The sequence below is a fragment of the Thalassospira sp. MCCC 1A03138 genome, from assembly GCF_002115785.1.
In the GTDB taxonomy this organism is placed as follows: Bacteria; Pseudomonadota; Alphaproteobacteria; order Rhodospirillales; family Thalassospiraceae; genus Thalassospira.
Genome location: NZ_JFJY01000001.1, coordinates 237,100 through 258,985 on the forward strand (window position 1 = coordinate 237,100; position 21,886 = coordinate 258,985).

The window sequence follows — 21,886 nt, forward strand, 5'->3', positions numbered from 1 at the left end:
CGGGAGGAAACAATGGTCATTCACGGAAAATTCCGTCATTTCGTCGCATCCGTTGCGACGGTCGCCACCTGCAGCCTGTTTGCCCTTGGCGCACAGGCACAGGAATACGAACTCAATTACGGCCACATGAATTCCCCGACCAGTGTCGTGGGCATGCAGGCCGACTGGCTGGCCGAAGAGGTCGCCAAAAACACCAATGGCGCGGTCAAGATTGACGTTTATCCGTCATCCCAGCTTGGCAAAATTCAGGAACTTGCCGAAGGCGTTTCCATGGGTTCCATCGCGCTTTCACACAATACGGCTGGTGCGCTGAGTTCGCTTTACGAAGATTTCGGTGTTCTTGATACCCCGTATCTTTATCGCGACTATGACCACCTGATGAAAGTGGTCGACATCAATTCCCCGGTCATGGCCGAACTTAATCAGGGCCTGATCGACAATACCGGGATGCGTGTTCTTTACGCTTTCTATTTCGGCACCCGTCAACTGACCGCGAACCTTCCGGTCAAGTCGCCTGCTGATCTTTCCGGCGTCAAAATCCGCGCCATTCCGTCCCCGGTTTACCTGACTGCGGTCGAAGGCCTTGGTGCCGCGCCGGTGCCAGTTGACTGGTCCGAAGTTCCGACTGCCCTTGCCACCGGAATCGTTCAAGGCCAGGAAAACCCGGTAAACGTCGCTGTTGACCACAAGCTTTATGACGTTCAGTCGCACATGATGCTGACCGGCCATATTTCGGCTGCTGAAATCGTCGTCATCAACGAAGACCTCTGGCAGAGCTTCCCGCAAGACATCAAGGATGCCCTTAACAAGGCGGCAGAAACTGTCCGCATGAAGGCATCGCAGATGATCCTTGATCAGGAAGCCGGTGATCTTCAGAAGCTCAAAGATGCGGGCATGACGATCATCGGCCCGGATGACGGGCTTGACGTTGCGGCCTTCCGAAGTGGTGTTGAAAAACTCGTCCATGAACGCTTCGACGAGAAATACGGTGCCTATTACGAAAAGATTGCTGCTGTAAAGTAATCGCGCTTCGGGCGGTCCGGCCCCCAAGATCAAAGCCGAACCGCTCCGAACTTCGCCTTTTTTCCGTTTTTCCGCTTCTTGTCCGGGGTTTGTCATGCCGAACCGGAATTCTCCGATCTATCGGGGATTCGACCATATCTGTCGGGTTCTGACACTGCTTGCGATGCTGATGCTGGCATTGATGACAGTGCTCGTGGTCGGTCAGGTGATCCTGCGCAATTTCTTTGATCTTGGCCTGCCATGGGCCGATGAACTGTCGCGCGTTTCCAATATCGCGCTGGTGTTTTTCGTCGTCCCGGCCCTGATGCTCCATAATCGCCATATCGCGATTGACCTGCTCTATAGCGCGCTTCGCCCGCGCGGCAAGGCGATCCTGCGGACCGCCAATTACATCCTGATCACCGCCTTTTCCGGCGTATTCCTCTTTGCGCTTTACAAGTTTCTTCTGCGAGCGGGCAAATTTTCAACGCCTTCGATGGGGCTATCGAACCTTGTCGTCTATGCCCCGGCGGTGATTGCCATTGTATTGCTGGCCGCCGTTGCGATTTATCGCCTTGTCACCGGCACAGAACCCGCCGCCCATCACGAAGAAGCCGACGATAACGACGACGAAGACGACAGCGACGACAATAACGACGCTATCGATACCGCCGCCACGATTGCCGTATCCCGCGAGGAACCCCGCCCATGATGAGCGCGACCCTTCTTGTCCTGTTTCTGGTTCTGATGCTGATCCGGCTGCCGATTGCCATCTGCCTTGGCCTGTCTTCGGCCGTTGTCATGATCCTGTTTAACCTGCCGATGACAGTTCTGGCGCAACGCACGGTCAATGCGCTGGATTCAACACCACTTCTGGCCGTGCCGCTGTTCATTTTCGCCGCAAGTCTGCTCAGCACATCGGGTGTCACCAACCATCTGTTTGAACTGGTCCGCATGATGGTCGGCTGGATCCGGGGCGGCACCGCACAGGTAAGCGTTCTGGTCAGCCTGATCTTTTCCGGTGTGTCCGGTGCGGCCCTCGCCGATATCGGCGCACTCGGGTCGATCCAGATCAAGATGATGCGCAAACAGGGTTACAGTGCCGAATTTGCATCGGGCATCACCATGGCGGCCGCCACCATCGGCCCGATTTTCCCGCCCAGCATCCCGATCATCATCTTTGCCTCGGTCGCCAATGTATCTGCCGTCAAACTGCTGATTGCCGGGATCGTGCCTGCGGTTCTGATCACGGTTCTTCTGATGTTGCAGGTCGGCGTAATGGCCCGGATTTACAAACTGCCGCGTGACGAGGTCAAATTTGACTGGGCCGCATTTGGCCGCAAATTCGTGGTATCCCTTCCCGCCCTTGCCGCCCCGGTTCTTCTGATTGGCGGTCTGATTTCGGGCTATTTCGGCCCGACCGAAGTCGCCGGGGTGACGGTTGCCTATGCGCTGTTTATCGGCAAATTCATCTATCGCGAACTTGATGTCAAACGCATCATTGCCGCCGCCCGTGACACGGTCGATGCCACCGGCAGCGTGCTGTTTATTGTTGCCACGGCGGCCCTGTTTGCCTGGGTTCTGACCATGGATCGCCTGCCCGCAACCGCCAGTGCGTTCCTCCTCGACCTGTCGGACAATCCGTTGATTTTGCTGTTCATCGTCAATGTGTTGTTGCTGGTCGTTGGCATGTTCCTGGAATCAATTGCCGCCATCCTGATCATTGCACCGATCATCACCCCGGCCCTGACGGCTGCTGGTGTTGATCCGCTGCAACTTGGCATCGTCTTTGTGCTGAACCTGATGATCGGGCTTCTGACCCCGCCGGTCGGGATGAGCCTCTATATGGTCAGCATCATCGCAAAAATGCCGCTGCATCGGGTCATTCGCGGGGCACTGCCCTTCCTGATCCCGCTGTTTTTATCGCTTCTGGCGGTGACCTGCATACCGGCAATCTCGACCTGGTTGCCAAACCTTCTTGGATAAGTGAGGAATTATGAGCAAGTTTTTGGGCGAAATCCGCCAGCTCGGCTATGTCGTGCCCGATATCGAGGCCGCAATGGAATATTGGGCAACCACCATGGGCGTCGGCCCCTGGTACTATAATCCCAAGGTCCCGATTGAGGATTACCGTTACGACGGCAAACCTTACGAGGTCCACAATTCCGTCGCCCTTGCTAATTCGGGCTTTGTCCAGGTCGAACTGATCCAGACGCGCAATGATGCACCGTCGATGTATCGCGATTTTCAGGAAGCAGGCCATACCGGCCTTCAGCATGTCGCCTACTGGACGCAGGATTTCGACAATGATCTGGCGCTTATGGAAGCACAGGGCTTCAAGGTCAAAATGAGCGGCACGGTCGGCGAAAATGGCCGCTTTGTTTATTTCGACAAGGAAGATCATCCCGGCACCGTGATCGAACTTTCCGAGGTCGTCGGTCCCAAAGGCCGCCTGTTCAAAACCATTTACGAGGCATCCGTCGGCTGGAACGGCGATGATCCCGTGCGTCCCTTCCCGTCGCTTTCGGAAATCTGAACCATGGACCTGATCGAAGCCCGTTACCTGATCGAAACCCCGATGGACCCGGCCAAAATCGCCGCCATCATCGCGGGCGAACAAAGCAGCGGCACATTCGTGCGCGTTGCCGGGGAAACCGACGAACTGCGCGAACGCTGTGCGGCGCGCGTCCTATCGGTCACCGAACTGGATGCCGCGACCGAACCCAGCCTGCAAAGTGCCTATTTGCAGGCCAAGGGCATCGGGGGTCCCTATCGCCGCGCCGAAGTCCGGGTTGGTTTCCCGACCGGCAATATCGGGCGCAATCTGGCGACACTGGCATCCACGGTTTCGGGCAATCTTTATGATCTGGGCGAAATCACCGGGTTGAAGCTTTTGGATGTCAAATTGCCCGCATCCTATCGCGATCTGTATGACCGCCCGGTTGCCGGAACCAGCGGCACACGCAGCCGCATGAAGGTCGAAGGCCGCCCGTTCTTTGGCACGATCATCAAGCCAAATGTCGGTCTTCGCACCGATGATATCGCCGATCTGGTCGAACAATTGTGCGAGGCCGGCGTTGATTTCATCAAGGATGACGAAGTTTGCGCAAACCCGGCATCCGCCCCGCTTGCCGACCGTATTCCTGCCGTCATGGAACGGGTGCGCAAATATCGTGACCGTACCGGGCGCGATGTGATGATTGCCTTTAACATCACCGACGAAACCGATGCGATGCGCCGCCATGCCGACCTGATCGAAGACGAAGGCGGATCATGCGCCATGGTCAGCATGAACTGGGTTGGGCTTTCTGCCATGCAGACCCTGCGGGCTTCAACGCCGCTTGTCCTGCACGGGCATCGCAACGGCTTTGGCGCATTGTCGCGCCATCCGCTTCTGGGCATGGCCTTCCCCGCCTATCAGACGCTGTATCGTCTTACGGGCGTGGATCACATGCATGTGCATGGCATGGGTGGCAAATTCTGTGATGACGACGCCGAAGTCACCGAAAGTGCGCGCCTTTGCGGGCAACCGCTTTGTGCCGGTGAAACGGATGATATCGTCCTTCCGGTCTTTTCATCGGGTCAATGGGCGGGCACCGTCCCGGCAACATTTGATGCTGTCGGATCGGCTGATTTCATGTTCCTTGCAGGCGGCGGCATCCTTGCCCATCCGTCGGGACCGGCGGCGGGTGTGCGCAGCCTGCAAGACGCATGGGAAGCCTGCGCAACGGGCCAAAGCCTTGACGCACAGGCCAAAACCAGCCCCGCTTTGGCCGAGGCTCTGGCTTTTTACGGCAACAAGGCCTGATCGCGATGGCCGATATCGTTTTTTGCGCAGATGATTTCACCGGGGCGTCCGATACGCTGGCAACACTAGCGCGCGGCGGTAAATCCGCCCGCCTTTATCTAAGCCCGCCCCGTCTTTCGAACCACCCGGAAATCGAAGGCCTCGATGCGATTGGCGTTGCCACCTCGCTTCGCGCCGAAACGGTTGAAAACGGTGTCAGACATATGGATGATCTTGTCGCTGGCCTTGGCACGGCAGGCGGAAAAATCCATCATTTCAAGGTCTGCTCGACCTTCGATAGCGCCCTCGATACCGGCAACATCGCACAGGTGGCAGACCGTTTTGCCAAGGGTATAAATGCCGATTGGCAGGCGATCATCGGCGGGCAGCCATCCCTTGGCCGGTATTGCCTGTTTGGCAATCTTTTTGCCGCCGCGGGCGATGGCAACATCCACCGCATCGACCGCCATCCGGTGATGCGCGATCATCCGGTAACCCCGATGAAAGAAGCCGACCTTCGCCGCCATCTTGGCGCGCAGGGCTGGCCTGATATCGGGCTTATTGATGTCACCATGATCCGGCGCGGGTTGCTTTTCCTGACCACCGAAATCCGCAAACGGCTGGCGGCCGGGGAAAAACAGACATTGTTTGATGTCGGCGAGCACCATGATCTTGAAATCATCGGTCTGGCTTTCCGCGCGATTGCGGCGGATACCAATATCCTGTGCGTGGGTGCCAGCAGCGTCGCGCAGATTTTGACCGCCACCAACGGCAAAACCGCCCTGCAACCGACCGAACCGACCACACGCCAAACCCGGCGCACCGGCCCGGTTTTCGCCTTTGCCGGAAGCCGCTCATCGCTGACCGCACAGCAGGTCGCCGCCACCCGGTTATGTGAAAAAGTCGAAATCAATCCGGCCGATCTGATTGATGACACCCGCTTTGCCCACAAGGTCGAAACCTGCCGCGATATGCTTCTGGGCAATCGCCATGTTCTGGCAACCCTTGGCGATGACGCGGCGCATGGCATTGGCGGCCACGATCTGGCCAGGGCCAGTGCCCGGTTCATTGCCGCTGTTTTATCGCAGGCCCCGGTCGGTTTCCTCGCGATTGCGGGCGGAGATACATCAAGCCTTGCCGTGCTCGAACTGCCAATCGACAGCCTGTCCTTCGTCACCGATTTTGATCGCGGTGTGCCGGTGATCCGGGCACACAGCACCAACCCGCAGCTTGACGGGATCGAAATGATCCTCAAAGGCGGGCAGATGGGCAGTGCCGATATTTTTGATAGGGTCGTTTCACGCATCGAAAATCCGCAATCCTCCTGACACCGTTTGCCAAAGCCGAAATTAATTCCGTTTCCGAAGCAATAACAGGCTGCTAGGATGACGCATGATCCGGCAAGAACAGATATGGGGCGCGCTTGACAAGATCGCCGAAGATAACGGGCTGACCCCCTCCGGGCTGGCCCGTTTGGCGCAGCTTGACCCGACCACATTCAACCGGTCCAAACGCACGACAAATCAGGGCAAACCCCGCTGGCCCTCGACCGAAAGCATTTCAAAGGTGCTCTCGGTGGCCAATGTCACCTTTCAGGAATTCGCCCAGCTTGTCGATGGCAACGGGGCCGGGCGCGTGCCGGTCATCGGCTTTGCCCAGGCCGGAAATCGCGGCTTTTTTGATGATGCCGGTTATCCGGTCGGCGGCGCATGGGAAGACATCACCTTTCCCGCCCTGCATGATCCGACTGCCTATGGGCTGCGCATCGCAGGCGATTCCATGGCCCCGGTATTTCGCGATGGCGATCTGATTGTCGTCTCCCCGGCATCAAACATCCGCCCGCAGGATCGCGTGGTTGTCAAAACCACATCGGGCGAAGTCATGGCCAAGGAACTGGTCCGCCGCGGGGCGATGGGGGTGGAACTGAAATCCCTCAACCCGGCTTATGAAGACCGCTATGTCGAGGCCCGCGACATCGACTGGATCGCCCGCGTCCTTTGGGTCAGCCAATAGAACAACCATCGCCTTTTTGCATTCTCCTCAAATGGGGATAGTGCGTTAAGATTTTTGCGTGATAATCGTCCCGAAACATTGGGATCGGGGTCTTCATTTTTGCGCCCGGCTTCCCATCTGATCAGAAGCGCCCAACCCCGGGAAGGAACGAATTTGCGTTTGGCCCCTCTTCACATCATCCGCTTTGTGGCGATCGCGCTAACCTATTTCGTTTTTGGCTATGCCGGGTTGCAGTTCCCCTTCTATGGCAGCAGCGTCACCCTGATCTGGGCGCCATCCGGCATTGCGCTGGGGGCTTTGATTGCATGGGGATGGCGTTATTTTCCGGCCGTTTTCTTGGGCGCCCTGCTGGTAAACCTGACAACGGCAACCCCGGTTGAAACCGACATTCTGATCGCGATTGGCAACACGCTTGCCGCAACCCTTGCCTCGATAATCGTTGTTCGGATGTCCGACCGGTCCCCGCTTTTGACCGCGCGTGGCATTTTCACCCTTATTATCGTGGGCGGCATTGGCGGTCCCGCACTTGCCGCTCTTTGTGGCGCAACAAGCCTCAGCCTGACGGCGATTGGCACTTTCGATCAGTTTACCACCATCTGGCGCGGCTGGTGGCTTGGGGATCTGGTGGGCGCATTGGTGATCGGGCCGCTGGTTTTGCGCCTGATCCATCAAAAATGGCGTTCCCGTAACCTGTCATATTACGGCGAACTAGCCTTTGTCTGTGTCGCCACCATCATTGTATCCTCGGCGGTTCAGACCACCCCGCTAATTTCCAAGCCGGAATATCTCTTCATCTTTGTCTCGCTGCCCTTTGTTCTGTGGGGTGCGGTGCGTTTCGGATTGCTTGGCGCAGCACTGGTCAATGCCCTGATCGTCGTTGATATCGTCGTGTTTGCCGCACTGGGTGACAGCACCTTTATCCGCACCACCAACATGAATGTCGGCCTTGAAAACCTATACAGCTATGTGATTGTGGTTTCGGTCGCATCTCTGTTGCTGGGCGCGGGGATCGAAAAAATCAACGTCGTCACCATGCGCACCCGCGATGGCCGGATTTCAAGTGACATCCACCGTCTGCGCCGTAACCTTGCCCTGATTGTCGGCCTGACGGGTTTTACGATATCGGGGCTGGCCGCATGGTACACATTCGGCCAGATCGACCATGCCGCCGACGCCCAGACCGAACAGTATCGCCGCGCCTTCGAAGCCTCCCTTCGCGAAGAACTGGGGCGCGCCACCGATAGCCTGATCGCCGTACGCACCCTGTTTGACGTCCACGGTGATGTGTCATTCCCCACCTTCAACGCCATGATCGGCCCGTGGGTCGAACGCAGGCCGGGTGTCGGCGCACTGGAATGGGTGCCCTATATCGAAGGCCGCGCGCGGGGCCTGATCGAAGAAAACGCATCCCTTCGCGGAGTTGAAAATTTTGAAATCCGCAATCTGATTGATGGTGAAATGCAACGTTCCCCGGAACGTAATGAATATTTCCCGGTCTTTTACGTCTTCCCTCAATCGGGCAATGAAAGCGTCATCGGGTTCGATCTGGCAAGCGAGGAAATCCGCAAGCAGGCCCTCCAAACGGCGATCCGCACAGGTAACATTACCCTGACCCAACCAATCCATCTGCTTCAATCCGCAACTGCCGAAATCACCGCACTGGCATTTTTAAGCGTTCCGAACCGTCGCAATCCCGGCAAGGCGCCACTTGGCCTTGCGGTTGGCGTATTGCGTCTGACCAATATGATCACGCGTGCCGCCCGCATCGCCCGTCTGCCATCGGATTTTGAAATACATCTGGCGGATATGGATGCACCCGATGGTAATCAACTGATCTATTCCAACCGCCGTGCAGACTATTCGATGTCGCATATCATCCAGGAAATAACGGGGGGATATAACCCCAAAGTATCGACCTTTACCTTTGGCTTCCGCGACTGGACCATTGTCCTGCACGGGCCCGAAGCCCGCCTGAATGGCCTTTTATACTGGCAGCCATGGGCGATCTTTGTGTTTGGCGCCACCATCAGCATCCTTCTGATGATTTATCTGCGGTCGCTGACCCGCACCGAAAAGCGGATTGTCGATCTGGTCTATCAACGAACCAGCGAACTTGATAACGCCCGACAGGAAGCCGAAAACGCCATGAATCAGGCGCAGCAGGCCGACCGCGCAAAATCCGAATTCATCGCCCATATGAGCCACGAATTCAGGTCCCCAATGACCTCGATCCTGGGCTACGCCCAGCTGGCACGCGATGCCATCGATAAAAACGAACCGTCCGAAACCATCCGAAGCTATCTTTCGACCATCAATGGTGCCGGACGGCATGTTCTGTCGCTGATCGGTGATGTCCTTGATCTGTCAAAGATCGAAGCGGGCAAACTTGTCCTTGAAGAAGTCCCGACCGACATCCACGCAATTTGCGAGGAAGTCGTTTCCATGATGATGGTCCCGGCACGCAATCAGGATAACCGCCTGCATCTTGATATCCCGGCCGACATGCCGCGCTGGGTGATCGGCGATCCGGTCCGCATCAAGCAGGTCCTGACCAATTTGGTTTCCAACGCAATCAAATTCACCAGATCCGGCAGTATCCATGTTGTCGTAACCCGGCAGGAAACCGCCAACGGTCGCATGGCGTTCCGCATCTCTGTCCGTGACGAGGGGATCGGCATTCCCGCTGAAAAGGTCCGTTCGATCTTCGAAGCCTTCACACAGGTCGATACATCAACAACCCGCCGTTTTGGCGGAACCGGCCTTGGCCTTGCGATCTGTCAGAAAATGATCCTGGCGATGGGCGGCACGATTGACGTCGAAAGCATCGAGGGCAAGGGCAGCACCTTCTGGTTTGACCTCGACCTGCCGCTGACAGACGCGCCGAAACTTGGCAGCGAAGCCGAAGACGACCGTCATCTCGGCCTCGCCGATCCGGACAAACCGCGCGTCATGGGACGGAAGCTTCTTCTGGTCGAGGATATCCAGATCAACCGTATTCTCGCCCAGAAACTGCTTGAACAGCAGGGCCATGAAATCGTCACCGCCGCCAATGGGCAGGAAGCCCTTGATCAGTTGCTTGCCCATGATTTTGACGCGGTCCTGATGGATGTGCATATGCCCGTCATGGACGGGATCGAAGCCACCCGCCAGATCCGCGAATTTGCCGACCCGGTCAAGGCAACCATACCGGTTCTCGCTCTGACCGCCGACACGTCAAACGACAATCTGGCCGAATTTCGCGCGGCAGGAATGGATGCCCATTGCACCAAGCCGCTCGATATCAAGGCCATCAATCAGGAACTCGCACGCCTTGATTATCGCATGCTGACAGAACGCAAACAGCAACTGACCGGCACTGGGGAATAAACCCGGCACCGGTCAGCATGGATACGATATCGCGCCATCAGGTGTGATCAGCCCCGATACGAAAGCCCGATCATATCCGCCAGATGTTTGGCAACATTGGGGCCCGCGGCCAATATCGGCCCGCCATTTTCAAGCACGTTGGGCAGATCAAGAAAATCATTGCACCAGCCCCCCGCCTCACGCATCAGGACAATCCCCGCCATGCAATCCCACGGATTGATATGCGGTTCATAATAGCCGATCAGACGCCCGGCACTGGCATAGGCCATCATCAACGCGCATGATCCGTTACGGATGAACATGCCTTCCTCGTCCAGCAACTGGCCGATAACCGGCACGATCGAACTGCTTGGCAGGCGATGCGACATGCCGATCCCCATCACGCCATCGCTAACCCGTTTGGCATTGCTGGCCTTCACCGGTTCGCCATTCACACGCGCCCCGTCGCCGATGACCGCACTGAAAAGCTCGTCATTGCACGGATGATAAATCAGGCCAATGACGGCTTCCTTGCCGATCATAAGGGCAACCGAAATGCACCATGTCGGCATCTGATTGACAAAACACGCCGTGCCATCAATCGGGTCAATCACCCAAAGGCAGTCATTATCGCCCTTCTCGATACCCATTTCTTCACCCAGGAACCCGTCCTCGGGAAAGGCATCGCCGATCCGGTCACGGATGATCGCCTCGACGTTTTTGTCCGCAATGCTGACCATATCAAGCGCGTTGGTTTTGGTTTCAATCGCAAGATCGGCGGCGTCGCCTTCATAATATTCCATGGCGCGTTTACCCGCCTCGCGGATCACGTCGCGCGCATGTTCAAACCGTGCCTCGATATCAATTCCCGAGAATGCTTTTTCCACTTTGTCCCTGCCTGAAACAGTTTTGTTGTTGATCGATTATTCTGCCGAAACCACGGCCATGCCGCGTTCGGAAAAGCCGATGGCGACCTCTTCACCGGCGATGATCGGTGTATCGATCCGGTGATCAATCACAAACAGCTCGCCAATCGGGGTTGCCACAGAATACTGCATCTGACTACCAAGATAGGCTGCATGCGTAATGTGACCTTTTAGCGACGTTTCAATGACATGCACATCGCCCGCAATCACTGCCAATCCGGTCAGTTGCACCGCATCGGGCCGCACGGCAACCCGGACCGGTCCCTTTGCCTGCCCGCGATGACGCAGATTACATTGCGCGCCCCCGATATCGACGCGGGCGTGATTGCCATCGATGCTAATGATTTCCCCGTCAACCAGATTGGCATCGCCGATAAAGTCGGCGATAAATTCCGATTGCGGCTGTTCATACAATTCGCGCGGGGTGCCCTGCTGCGCGATCACCGCCCGGTTCATCACGATGATCCGGTCCGACACGGCCAATGCTTCTTCCTGATCATGGGTCACATAAACCGCGGTCAGGCCAAGTTTCTGCTGCAAATCGCGGATTTCGGTCCGCACATGACGGCGAAGCTTGGCATCAAGGTTTGATAACGGCTCGTCCAGCAACAGAACTTCGGGCTCCAGCACCAGCGCACGCGCCACCGCCACCCTTTGCTGCTGCCCGCCCGAAAGCTCGGACGGCAGGCGACTGCCATAACCGCCCAAGCCCACAAGGTTAAGGCCTTCCTCGGCCTTTTCCCTGGCTTCGGCCTTGGCAACGCCGGTAACACTCAGCCCATAGGCAACGTTTTCCGCCACCGACATATGCGGAAACAGCGCATAGGACTGAAACACCATACTGACATCACGGTCCGTCGCCGGAAGCTGTGTGACGTCCTTGCCGCCAATCAGGATACGGCCGCTTGTCGCATGTTCAAGCCCGGCAATCATCCGGAGCGTCGTGGTCTTGCCACAGCCGCTTGGCCCCAAGAGGGTGACAAGCTCGCCCAGATTGATGGTGAAAGATACATTGTCGATCGCGGTAACCGCCCCCTGACCATAGGTCTTGGTGACATTGTCGAATACGACCGAACCCGCACGCGTTTTCAGTTTCATGAATGCTTCTCTCTCAGATTTCCTGTCGCTGTCTTGTCCGGTGTTGCCTCAACCCGGTCCTCGCGGCGCAGACGCCGTTGCCCGATCAGGCCGTTCACAACAAGGATCGCGGTCAGCATGACAAGGATCAGGACACTGCAATAGGCAATCGCAACGCCGTATCGCCCGTTTTCCACAAGCCCGATGATATAGGATGTCGCCATATTATGGTCGGCACTGACCAGGAAGATCACCGCACTGACCGACGTGATCGCGCGCACAAAGCTGTAAACCAGTGCCGCAACAATCGCCGGACGCAACAGCGGCAGGATCACACGGCGGAACGTGGTAAAGCTGTTGGCACCAAGCGTCAGGGACGCTTCATCAAGGCTTTTGTCAAGCTGGCTCATGGCGGCAATCCCGCCGCGCACGCCGACCGGCATGTTGCGGAAGATAAAGCAGATCACAAGAATCACACCCGTCCCGGTCAATTCGAACGGCGGCACGTTAAACGCCAGAATATAACTGACACCAATCACCGTGCCCGGAATGGCAAAGCTTAACATCGTGCCAAATTCAAAGGCACTTTTGCCCCGGAAGTTCTGACGCACCAGCAGATAGGCCGTCGTCAGACCGACCGCTGCGGTCAGGGGTGCCGCAATCGCTGAGATGTTTAACGTGGTCCAGAAACTGTCCCATGCCGCGCCGGCCCAGACGATGCCATGCTCGCTCCAGCCAACACCGAACGCATCGCTGTAATTATCGAACGTCAGGCTGTTATCAAAGCCCCAGCGTTTGACGAAACTGCCATAGAAAATCATGCCATACAGCACGACCGTAAATATCGCCCACGGAATGGCGGTGAAATAGCACGCCAATCGCATACCGGGATTAAGCCCGACATGGGCACCGTTATCGGCCTTGCCCGATACCGTGGCATAGGATTTTTTGCCCAGCCAGAACCGCTGCGCGGCAAAGGCCGAAAGTGTGAAGAACAGCAGGATCATCGCCAGAACGGCAGCCCGCCCGGCATCGTTTTGTGCGCCGACAATGGCAAAGAATATCTCGGTCGACAGCACTTCGTAATTGCCACCCAGAACCATCGGGTTGCCGAAATCGGCCATGCTTTCGATAAAGGCGAGCAGGAAGGCATTGGCCAAACCGGGGCGCATCAAGGGCAGCGACACATTGACAAACGTTTTCCAACGTCCGGCCCGCAAGGTTTGCGATGCTTCTTCCATCGACGGGCTGACACCCTCGACCACCCCAATCAGCACAAGAAAAGAAATCGGGGTGAAGGACAGGGTCTGTGCCAGCCAGATTCCAGGGAGGCCATAAAGCCAGCGCCCTGCCTCCACCCCGAGCAGATCAGCAAAGAACTGCGTTACAGCCCCCGATCTGCCAAAAAGAAGGATCAATGCCAGGCCGATCACGAATGGCGGGGTGATGATCGGCAGTACCGTCAGAACCCGAAGCGGCTTTTTGAACCGGAACCCGGTCCGCGTCACGACAAGCGCAAATGAAAGCCCCAGCAAAGTGGTCGAAACAGCGGTCAGAACCGCCAGAAACGCCGTATTCCACGCAACCCCGCAAACACCCCCGGCAAGGCAGCCCAGCCCCCAGATGCTGTCATCAAGGAAATTGCGGATAAAGGCCACGCCCGAAAGGTTGCCATCAATATCAACAAACGATCCGATGAAAATGCGCGCCACCGGGAAAAACACAAATAACCCGACTAGCGCAATAACCGTCCCGATGGCGGAGGTAACAAACACATCACCCCGCATCGCCCCCGCTGCGGCAAGACCGGTGCAAAGCATCACAAGCAGGCTGGCCGCAACAAACATCGCGCCATAGCCAAGCCCGTATTGCCGGACGTCAAGCGGACCAAACATCGCCTCAAGCCAACCAAATCCCCAGCCGGAAATGCCGACAAAAAAGCCCTGCCCCACCAGATAGATCAAACCGCCAAGCCCGCATGAAATCAGGATACGGGCATAATGCGGATGATCACGCCCGGTCCGCACCAGCGCCAATGGCACCAGCAGAAACGCCGCAATCGACAAAAGCCAGAATTTTTGATGGATAATCGTTTGCAGGATTGCAGGCGCATAATCGCCATACATCGGATAGCCGTCATACAGCCATTCCAGGGTCCAGAACCCGTATTCCTGCTGATACCAGGGTAAAATTGCAAAACCGATCCAGCCGATCACCAGCCAGAACCAAAGCATCCGGTTCACGAAACTCTCCTGCACGCCGAATTGGGAAGTCTGGTTCTGCCCGTCCGATGATCACACTGGACGGACAGAACCGTTAAGGCAGATCGCGCTTATTGCGGCGCGGTTTTGACTTCGTCATCCCAACGCGACAGAAGATGACGGCGGGTTTCCGCATCCCCGTATTTCGCGAAGTCATAATCGATCAGTTTCAATTCACTCAGACGCGGCGCGCCATCGGGAATTTTGGACTCTTTGTTGGACGGCACCTGATAGCTGTGCGCGTCTTCGGCAATAGACTGGGTCCGCGGGCTAAGTGCGAATTCATACCAGATTTTCGCATTTTCAAGGTTACGCGCACCTTTGATAATGCTCATGGAACCCACTTCGTAGCCGGTCCCCTCGCACGGTGACACCACGGTCAGGTTCGCCCCCTGTTTGATCTGGGCAACCATGTCATGCATGAAGGTGATACCGATTGTGGTTTCGCCAACCGCGGCCGCCTTGATCGGGGCAGAACCCGATTTGGTGTACTGGTTGACGTTCTTGTGGATTTCCTTCAGCAGATCAAACGCCTTGTCCTCGCCAAACAGCTGAACCAGCGTCGCAAGCGCGGTATAAGACGTCCCCGATGAATTCGGATTGGCGATCTGGATTTCGCCTCTATAGGCCGGGTTTTTCAGATCTTCCCAGCATTTCGGTGCTGGAAGGCCCTTTTTCGCCAGAAGATCGTTGTTATAGCCAATGCCAAGTGCACCGGCATAAACCCCAACCGTCCGATTGCCGGAATTTTTCGCCTGCCGCACGGCCCAGTCATTCAGGTTGCCAAGCTGCGGGGACTCATATTCTTCCGTCAGGCCTTCGGCGGCAGCCTGAAGATGGGGGTCGCCCGTCCCGGCCCACCACACATCCAGTTTCGGATTGGCAGCTTCGGCACGCACCTGCGCATAAGCCTCGCCCGAACTTTTGCGAACCATCGATACATCGATGTCATGTTCCAGCTCGAACGCGGTTTCCATCATCTCGCACCATTCATTATCGGCCGAGCAGATGACATTAAGCCGACCGGCCGCATTGGCCGAACCGGCGGTCGCAACAGCCAAAAGGCCTGAAATCGCGACAGTCGCAAAAAGAGAATTTCTGATCGTCATTTGGGTTTCCTCCCGGTTTGCATTTCGTTGAATGCACACGTGTGCATTACCATTGCGCAAATCACGTGCTGGAATGATTTAATCATAAATTCCATGAAATGACAGAAAAATTCTATTTAGAGCCAAAAAACTCTCGCCATCCACGAATAACCATCTGTTTTTAAATGTAAAAATTTCATGCCCACAAATCGCCATCGCAAAACCATACGCTGCCCTCAGCAAGGCCTCCGACTTAAAACTTAACACACACGTGTGCGCATAACCCCCAGAAACATCGCGAGTCAGCCGTTTTGCATCAGAAATCGAAGAAAAATAGGCCAGAAATCCGTGAAAAAGACCGGCTCAGGCCGTCCGGCGACACGTCATTTCCACCGGCAGGATCAGCCGCTGATCCGTCAGGGCATCGCCCCGGATGCGCTGACGCAACCGATCCACCGTCATTTCGGCCAGCTTCGTCGCACTTTGGCAAACAGTGGTCAATTGATACGCCCCCTGCCGGGCGGCGGCAATATCGTCAAACCCGACCACGGCAATATCTTCGGGGATGCGCAGGCCCAGTTCAAACCGGGCCGCGTCCAGAAGACCCAACGCAATATGGTCCTTGGCACAGAAAATCGCGTTTGGCGCGGTTTCCGGCGTTGCCAGAAATTTAAGCGCGGCATTAAAGCCACCGTCATAATCGGCACTGTCGCAGACCAGCGGGGTAAAACTGATATCCCCGCTCGCAAGGCGCGGTGCAAGGCGCGAAACGAATGTTTCGCCCCGCACATTGCCGCTGAATGTACCACCCTTGACATTGAGGAACCCGAACCGGGTTTTACCGGTTTCAAGCAACAGGTCGGCGGCCATTTCACCGCCGCGCACATTATCGCAATTGATAACATCCGCGCCCTCAAGCCGCCCGGCGCGATTGACCAGAACGACCGGCACATTGCGTTTCAGGAAATGTACACCCACCTCGGGCGGCGGGCTTCCCGATGTCACGACCACCCCGGCCACCTGATATTGCAACAGATGCATCATCGATGTGCCCATCTGGGCGGGATCGGATACATCAATCACCAACGGACGATAACCGGACTGCTGAATGGCAAGGATCAGTTTATCAAGGAATTCCACCCGGAACGGATCGGAAAGCCCCGATGTCACCAATCCGATCAGATCGCTTTTGCGCGTATTCATCGACCGGGCGATTTTATTGACGTGATAACCAAGCCGGTTGGCGGTTTCCTGTACCCGCAGGCGGGTGGCTTCCGATATCCGTCGGTCGCCTGATAAACAGCGCGAAACGGTGGACCGCGAAACACCGGCTTCGCGCGCAACATCGGCCGAGGTCACGATATGCTGCAAATCGCGGCCAGGTTCGGCCCCGTCACCCTTTGCAGGCGTGTGTTTCCCCTCGGTCATGCGCGCAATTTCCCTCTTTACGCCGTCTGGCCGTGCCTGTTTTCAGTCTTGCAGCACGGTCACACACATATCACAGGCCTTCCGGCCCGCCAACGCACACGTGTGCATGATGCGGGATATTTCACAGAACCGTCATTTATCGCAACTTACTTAAAAACGGCACGAACCGGCATTTACCCTGTCAGTTTTCTTTGACCATGATCGCGCAAAGACCCTATTCTGCACGCCTTGCATCGCCCCGCGATATGCAAACGCCACCCGAAATTCGATCAGGAGCAAGAAGAATGGGTCACGCCACTACCGCAGACACCAACGCCGTCACCACATGGACCTGGTACAAGGGCGAATGGCACGAAGGCAACCCGCATATCATCGGGCCGCAAACCCACGGCATGTGGATGGCCTCCACGGTCTTTGACGGCGCGCGCCGCATCAATGGCAAAATGCCCGATCTTGTGCCCCATTGCGCCCGTGTGCTGCGTTCGGCCGAACTGATGGGTCTTGCCCCGCAGATCACCACCGATGAAATCGTCGCTCTCGTCCGCGAAGGCGTTCAGAAATTCGCTCCGGCGCTGGCACTTTATATCAAACCGATTGTCTATGGCGGCGAAGGCTTCCTTGCCCCGACACCAGAAAGCGCGCAATTCGTGCTGTGCATTTCGGTATCCGACCTGCCCGATGCCATCAAGACCGGCTTTACCGCCCGCAAATCAAGCTTCCGCCGCCCCTCACCCGAAAGTGCTCCGACCGAAGCCAAGGCATCCTGCCTTTATCCCAATGTCGGCCGCGCCGTGGCAGAGGCCACCAAAGACGGTTTTGATACCGGTGTAATGCTGGACCCGATCGGCAATGTCGCGGAATTTTCCTATGCCAATCTGTTTTACGCCAAGGATGGCAAGGTCTTTACACCCGTGATCAACGGCACGTTCTTAAACGGCCTGACCCGCCAGCGCGTAATCAAGCTTCTGCGCAAAGACGGCGTTGAGGTCACCGAAAAAACCGTGACCTATACCGAACTTGAAAATGCCGACGAAATCTTTGGCACCGGCAATTATTACAAGGTCGCACCTTGCGTCAAACTCGACGGCCGCAACCTGCAACCCGGCCCGATGACCAAACGCGCGCAGGAACTTTACTGGGCGTTTGCGGAAAATAGCTAATCGAACGATCTATACAATGCAGAACGGGCTGATCTTATGATCAGCCCGTTTTTTAGCTCTCACGTGGAAAATGTCCCGTAATTACTGTACAGCAGGCATCACCGGTACACTACTGCCAGCGACATAGGGATATTTGCCAAATATCGCGCCAACCGCTTTGCGCACCCCCTGATCGGGATTGTTGCGAAACTCACTGTCGATACGGCCAACCGCCGTGCCTTCCCAGATCATCTGATCGGTGCGGCGGTCTACCATATCGACCGAAATCGTGCCTTCGGTATAATTGTCAACATATCCCGGCTCGACATACCCGGGCCAACCGACATACATCCCGCTGCGATAGCCGTAATACCCGCCGTAATAGACCGGCGGCGATGTCCGGGTCTTTTCCTCGGTCTTGAGGTGATAGTTGATCAGGATATCAGGGGTGTTGATGTCAACGCGATAACCGCGCGCTTCAAGGGCAGCACTAACCGCATCCTCGATCCGCTGGCCGTGCAGGGTGGCGTATTTTTCATCCGACTTTCCCGCAGACTCATAAAAGGCAAAGGTCCGATAACGCGAAAAATCGGCCGCCGGATCGGCATCGGTATAGACACGCGGCCCGGTCGAACAGGCCGCCAGCAGCATCGCCATTGCCCCCGCCATCATGATCTTGACCATCTTCATCCGGCCTTCCTTTCGGTGCTCGCCGTTTAAATGATCATTCCCGGTGCATGGCCCTAACCAAAACACCGGAAATGACTGATTTTGTTTTACATTACATCTTATCATTTGGGCAGATGCATGGCAGAACGCAACGAACACACCCCGCTGGCATTTACAGGCCCGTAGCATTCAGCCGCGAACGCAGCAAAAGACCAAGATTGCGGGGGTTTTCACCAACACGACGCCACGCATAAGCCCACCAATCCACCCCAAACGGCGCATAAAGCCGAAGCCGATAACCGAGCGACACAAGATCCCGCTGAAGTGGCTGATTGACGCCATAAAGCATTTCAAACTCGAACGCCTCACGCTCCCACCCACGTTCGTCTGCAACCTTTGCGATATATTCAACCAACTCACGATGATGCGATCCGAAAACCGGCATAAATCCGGTAAGGCGCGCCTCGTCGGACAACATCATTGACGCCAGTTTCAGATAATTTTCGTCGATGTCGCGACGCCGGGTAAAGGCAACATGATCGGGCGGGGCCATCGCCCCTTTAACCAGACGTATCATGGCCCCCTGTGCGATCTTGCGCGCCATGTCGGCTTCGGTTCGCAATAATCGCGCCTGCAATGTCTGGGCTACCGGATACCCTGTCTCAAGCAGCCGGTCATGAAGGGCCAGCGTATCATCGACCATGTCGAAATCTTCCATGTCGATCATCATCCGGCAGCAGCGCCGACCTGCTTTCTCACCACCGACGTCGCGGATCAAACCGGCAATTTTGTGGGCATTGTCATCCAACATCGCCGGATCCTGCATATAGCCAAGCTGCGATGGATCAATGGAAACATGAACATCCAAACCAACACGATCAAGCTTGGGGATCACGGCTGTAATTGCATCAACCGTTTCCGCCACCTGTGCCGGATCGGTCACATATTCGCCCAGATAAAAGCTCGAAACCCGAATACCGTGCTTTGCCAATTCCTGCGTGCGTTTCACATGCTCGGCACCATCCGCGCCGCTAACGAACTGTGCAGCCAGCCCGGTTTTCCGCCCGACCGCCTCGCCCGCGCGGCGCAATGGTTTGCTGCACGCCACTGCGATCATCGTCTTTTGCCAGAAACCCATCATCAACTCCGTTTTGGTCAAACGCAAAAGAGCAACCATCGGCGATAAGGCGGTAAACTTATTGAAGGAAATGACACCCGATCAAACAAAAAGCGACCCGCCAGATGACGGGTCGCTTGGTATTTCACAGCAGTCTTTAAACCCGAACGCTTACGCGCCCAGTTCTTCACCGGCAATCGCACGGTCGATCAGCTGGATGCTTTCATCAATACCGTAAAGCGCAATGAACGATCCCATACGCGGGCCCTGTTCCTGCCCCAGCAGGATTTCATAAAGTGCTTTGAACCAGTCCCGCAGGTTTTCATAATTGTGGTTTTTACCCACCTCGAACACCTGCGTCTGGATGTCACCACCATCGGTGTCGGCATCAAGGGTTTTGAGCATATCGCGAAGCTCGGTCAGGGCTGCCTTTTCGGCATCCGTCGCAGCACGGTATTTTTTCGTCGGTTTGACGAAGTCATTGTAATAGTTGATCGCATAGCCGACCAGCTTGTCGAGATAAGGCTGATTTTCCGGCGTTGCGCCCTTTGCATAGCGCGAAATGAACGCCCAAAGCAGTTCCGGGTCGCTGGTATTGCAAACCGAAACAAGATTCAGCAAGATACCGAACGACAACGGAATATCACGTTCCGGTGCCTTGCCTTCATGGATGTGCCATGCCGGGTTCTGCAAAAGCTTTTCCGGGTCGGTTTCTGTTTTCAGCTTGTCGGCAAAGGTCAGATATTCATCAACCGTCTTCGGGATGACATCGAAATACAGGCGCTTTGCGGTTTTCGGCTTCTGGAACATGAACAGCGAAAGACTGTCTTCCGGCGCATATTTCAGCCAGTCTTCCATCGAAATGCCGTTGCCCTTGGATTTCGAGATTTTCTGCGCGTTCTCGTCAAGGAACAGCTCGTAGTTGAAGCCTTCCGGCGGGGTACCGCCAAGCGCCTTGACGATCTTGTTGCCAAGTTCGACTGACGGAATAAGGTCCTTGCCCGCCATTTCGTAATCAACGCCAAGCGCAAACCACCGCATCGCCCAATCCGGCTTCCACTGCAATTTGCAACGTCCACCCGTAACCGGAGTTTCAACCAGCTTGCCGGTTTCCGGATGTTCGTAAACGATGGTCCCGGCTTCAACGTTAAGCTCGGTCACCTTGGCCATCAAGACCTTGTTGGTCCCTTCTTCGACTGGCATGAACGGGCTGTATGTCGCGCGACGTTCTTCACCAAGAGTCGGCAGCATGATTTTCTGGATCGCATCATACCGCTCCAAAAGACGCAAAAGAGCCGCATCGAACATGCCCGAACGATAGCATTCGGTCGAAGATTTGAATTCATAATCAAAGCCAAAGCTGTCAAGGAAATCGCAGAGCCGCGCATTGTTGTGATGCGCAAAGCTTTCATGGGTGCCAAACGGGTCCGGCACGCTGGTCAATGCCTTGCCCAGATGCTGGGCGACCATATCCTTGTTCGGGATATTGTCAGGCACCTTGCGAAGACCGTCCATATCATCCGAGAAACAGAAAAGTTTTGTCGGAATATCGGACATCTGTTCGAACGCGCGGCGTACATAGGTCGTGCGCGCAACCTCGCCAAACGTCCCGATATGGGGCAGGCCGGACGGGCCATAACCGGTTTCAAACAGCACATAACCCTTTTCAGGCTTCTTCTGTTTGTACCGCTCAACCAGCTTGCGGGCTTCCTGGAAGGCCCAGACGTTGCTGTTAAGGGCGGCATCACGAAGATCGGCTGTCATTTTTGAAACCTTGTTTGTCAGTTGTATCGTTGAATTATCTGGAAATCCGGCCACGCATGAAATCACCCGGATTTCGCGCGTGCGCGAAGCTATCCCCGCCGGCCTGCAAGATCAAGTCCGGATCGGACATGGCCGAAATGCAACGCGCGATTTAACCGGCGCACCCCATCACTTCTCCCACCCTGACAGAGAGGGCGGGCATGGTAACACGCAAAATTCGCACGTCGGATCAGCAGGATACAGCAAATATAAGAAAAAAACCAAACCTAC

17 protein-coding genes are annotated in these 21,886 nt (G+C 56.1%); 9 read left to right on the plus strand and 8 right to left on the minus strand.

Translation table 11 applies throughout. From position 1 onward, the window contains the following. The first annotated feature begins 12 nt into the window (after positions 1-12). The 8 genes from TH468_RS01205 (at position 13) to TH468_RS01240 (ending at position 10,168) form a co-directional block, all read left to right on the plus strand. The gene (locus TH468_RS01205; protein ID WP_085641869.1) at positions 13-1,023 is read left to right on the plus strand and encodes a TRAP transporter substrate-binding protein; all 1,011 of its coding nucleotides are present in this window, start codon (positions 13-15) and stop codon (positions 1,021-1,023) included. 94 nt (positions 1,024-1,117) lie between these two features. Beyond that, on the plus strand, positions 1,118-1,714 hold the full coding sequence (locus TH468_RS01210) for a TRAP transporter small permease (protein ID WP_085641870.1): 597 nt from the start codon (positions 1,118-1,120) through the stop codon (positions 1,712-1,714). Continuing rightward, entirely contained in the window at positions 1,711-2,988 is a 1,278-nt protein-coding gene (locus tag TH468_RS01215; RefSeq protein WP_210402197.1) for a TRAP transporter large permease, read from the plus strand. Before TH468_RS01210 ends, TH468_RS01215 begins: the two co-directional genes overlap by 4 nt. Positions 2,989-2,998: 10 nt before the next feature. Further along, entirely contained in the window at positions 2,999-3,538 is a 540-nt protein-coding gene (locus TH468_RS01220; RefSeq protein WP_085641872.1) for a VOC family protein, read from the plus strand. 3 nt (positions 3,539-3,541) lie between these two features. Next, positions 3,542-4,810: a ribulose-bisphosphate carboxylase large subunit family protein gene (locus tag TH468_RS01225; RefSeq protein ID WP_085641873.1), complete on the plus strand. Its 1,269-nt coding sequence runs from the start codon at positions 3,542-3,544 to the stop codon at positions 4,808-4,810. A gap of 5 nt (positions 4,811-4,815) precedes the next feature. After that, positions 4,816-6,117 carry a four-carbon acid sugar kinase family protein gene (locus TH468_RS01230; RefSeq protein ID WP_085641874.1) on the plus strand — a complete coding sequence of 434 codons (1,302 nt, stop codon included), beginning with the start codon at positions 4,816-4,818 and terminating at the stop codon, positions 6,115-6,117. A gap of 64 nt (positions 6,118-6,181) precedes the next feature. Further along, positions 6,182-6,802 (plus strand): helix-turn-helix transcriptional regulator, encoded by a 621-nt coding sequence (locus tag TH468_RS01235; protein ID WP_085641875.1) that lies wholly within the window; start codon positions 6,182-6,184, stop codon positions 6,800-6,802. 153 nt (positions 6,803-6,955) lie between these two features. Beyond that, entirely contained in the window at positions 6,956-10,168 is a 3,213-nt protein-coding gene (locus TH468_RS01240; protein WP_246832179.1) for an ATP-binding protein, read from the plus strand. A gap of 47 nt (positions 10,169-10,215) precedes the next feature. Here TH468_RS01240 and TH468_RS01245 read toward each other — a convergent pair whose 3' ends face one another. The 5 genes from TH468_RS01245 to TH468_RS01265 all read right to left on the minus strand — a co-directional run bounded on the left by TH468_RS01245 (position 10,216) and on the right by TH468_RS01265 (position 16,927). After that, the gene (locus TH468_RS01245) at positions 10,216-11,034 is read right to left on the minus strand and encodes an inositol monophosphatase (protein WP_085641877.1); all 819 of its coding nucleotides are present in this window, start codon (positions 11,032-11,034) and stop codon (positions 10,216-10,218) included. 36 nt (positions 11,035-11,070) lie between these two features. Further along, positions 11,071-12,171 carry an ABC transporter ATP-binding protein gene (locus TH468_RS01250; protein ID WP_085641878.1) on the minus strand — a complete coding sequence of 367 codons (1,101 nt, stop codon included), beginning with the start codon at positions 12,169-12,171 and terminating at the stop codon, positions 11,071-11,073. Then, positions 12,168-14,384, minus strand: a complete 2,217-nt coding sequence (locus TH468_RS01255) for an iron ABC transporter permease (RefSeq protein WP_085641879.1) — start codon at positions 14,382-14,384, stop codon at positions 12,168-12,170. Before TH468_RS01255 ends, TH468_RS01250 begins: the two co-directional genes overlap by 4 nt. 98 nt (positions 14,385-14,482) lie before the next feature. After that, entirely contained in the window at positions 14,483-15,520 is a 1,038-nt protein-coding gene (locus tag TH468_RS01260) for an ABC transporter substrate-binding protein (RefSeq protein WP_139834602.1), read from the minus strand. 342 nt (positions 15,521-15,862) lie between these two features. Continuing rightward, positions 15,863-16,927: a LacI family DNA-binding transcriptional regulator gene (locus TH468_RS01265; RefSeq protein ID WP_085641880.1), complete on the minus strand. Its 1,065-nt coding sequence runs from the start codon at positions 16,925-16,927 to the stop codon at positions 15,863-15,865. Between the two features lie 284 nt (positions 16,928-17,211). Here TH468_RS01265 and TH468_RS01270 point away from each other — a divergent pair, with 284 nt between their 5' ends. Beyond that, positions 17,212-18,087 carry a branched-chain amino acid aminotransferase gene (locus TH468_RS01270; protein WP_085641881.1) on the plus strand — a complete coding sequence of 292 codons (876 nt, stop codon included), beginning with the start codon at positions 17,212-17,214 and terminating at the stop codon, positions 18,085-18,087. A gap of 81 nt (positions 18,088-18,168) precedes the next feature. Here the strand turns inward: TH468_RS01270 and TH468_RS01275 are convergent, their stop codons facing one another. The 3 genes from TH468_RS01275 to TH468_RS01285 all read right to left on the minus strand — a co-directional run bounded on the left by TH468_RS01275 (position 18,169) and on the right by TH468_RS01285 (position 21,616). Further along, positions 18,169-18,756: a DUF4136 domain-containing protein gene (locus TH468_RS01275; RefSeq protein WP_085641882.1), complete on the minus strand. Its 588-nt coding sequence runs from the start codon at positions 18,754-18,756 to the stop codon at positions 18,169-18,171. A gap of 151 nt (positions 18,757-18,907) precedes the next feature. Further along, on the minus strand, positions 18,908-19,873 hold the full coding sequence (locus tag TH468_RS01280; RefSeq protein WP_085642415.1) for a proline dehydrogenase family protein: 966 nt from the start codon (positions 19,871-19,873) through the stop codon (positions 18,908-18,910). 150 nt (positions 19,874-20,023) lie between these two features. Beyond that, positions 20,024-21,616: a lysine--tRNA ligase gene (locus tag TH468_RS01285; protein WP_085642416.1), complete on the minus strand. Its 1,593-nt coding sequence runs from the start codon at positions 21,614-21,616 to the stop codon at positions 20,024-20,026. Between the last annotated feature and the right edge of the window lie 270 nt (positions 21,617-21,886).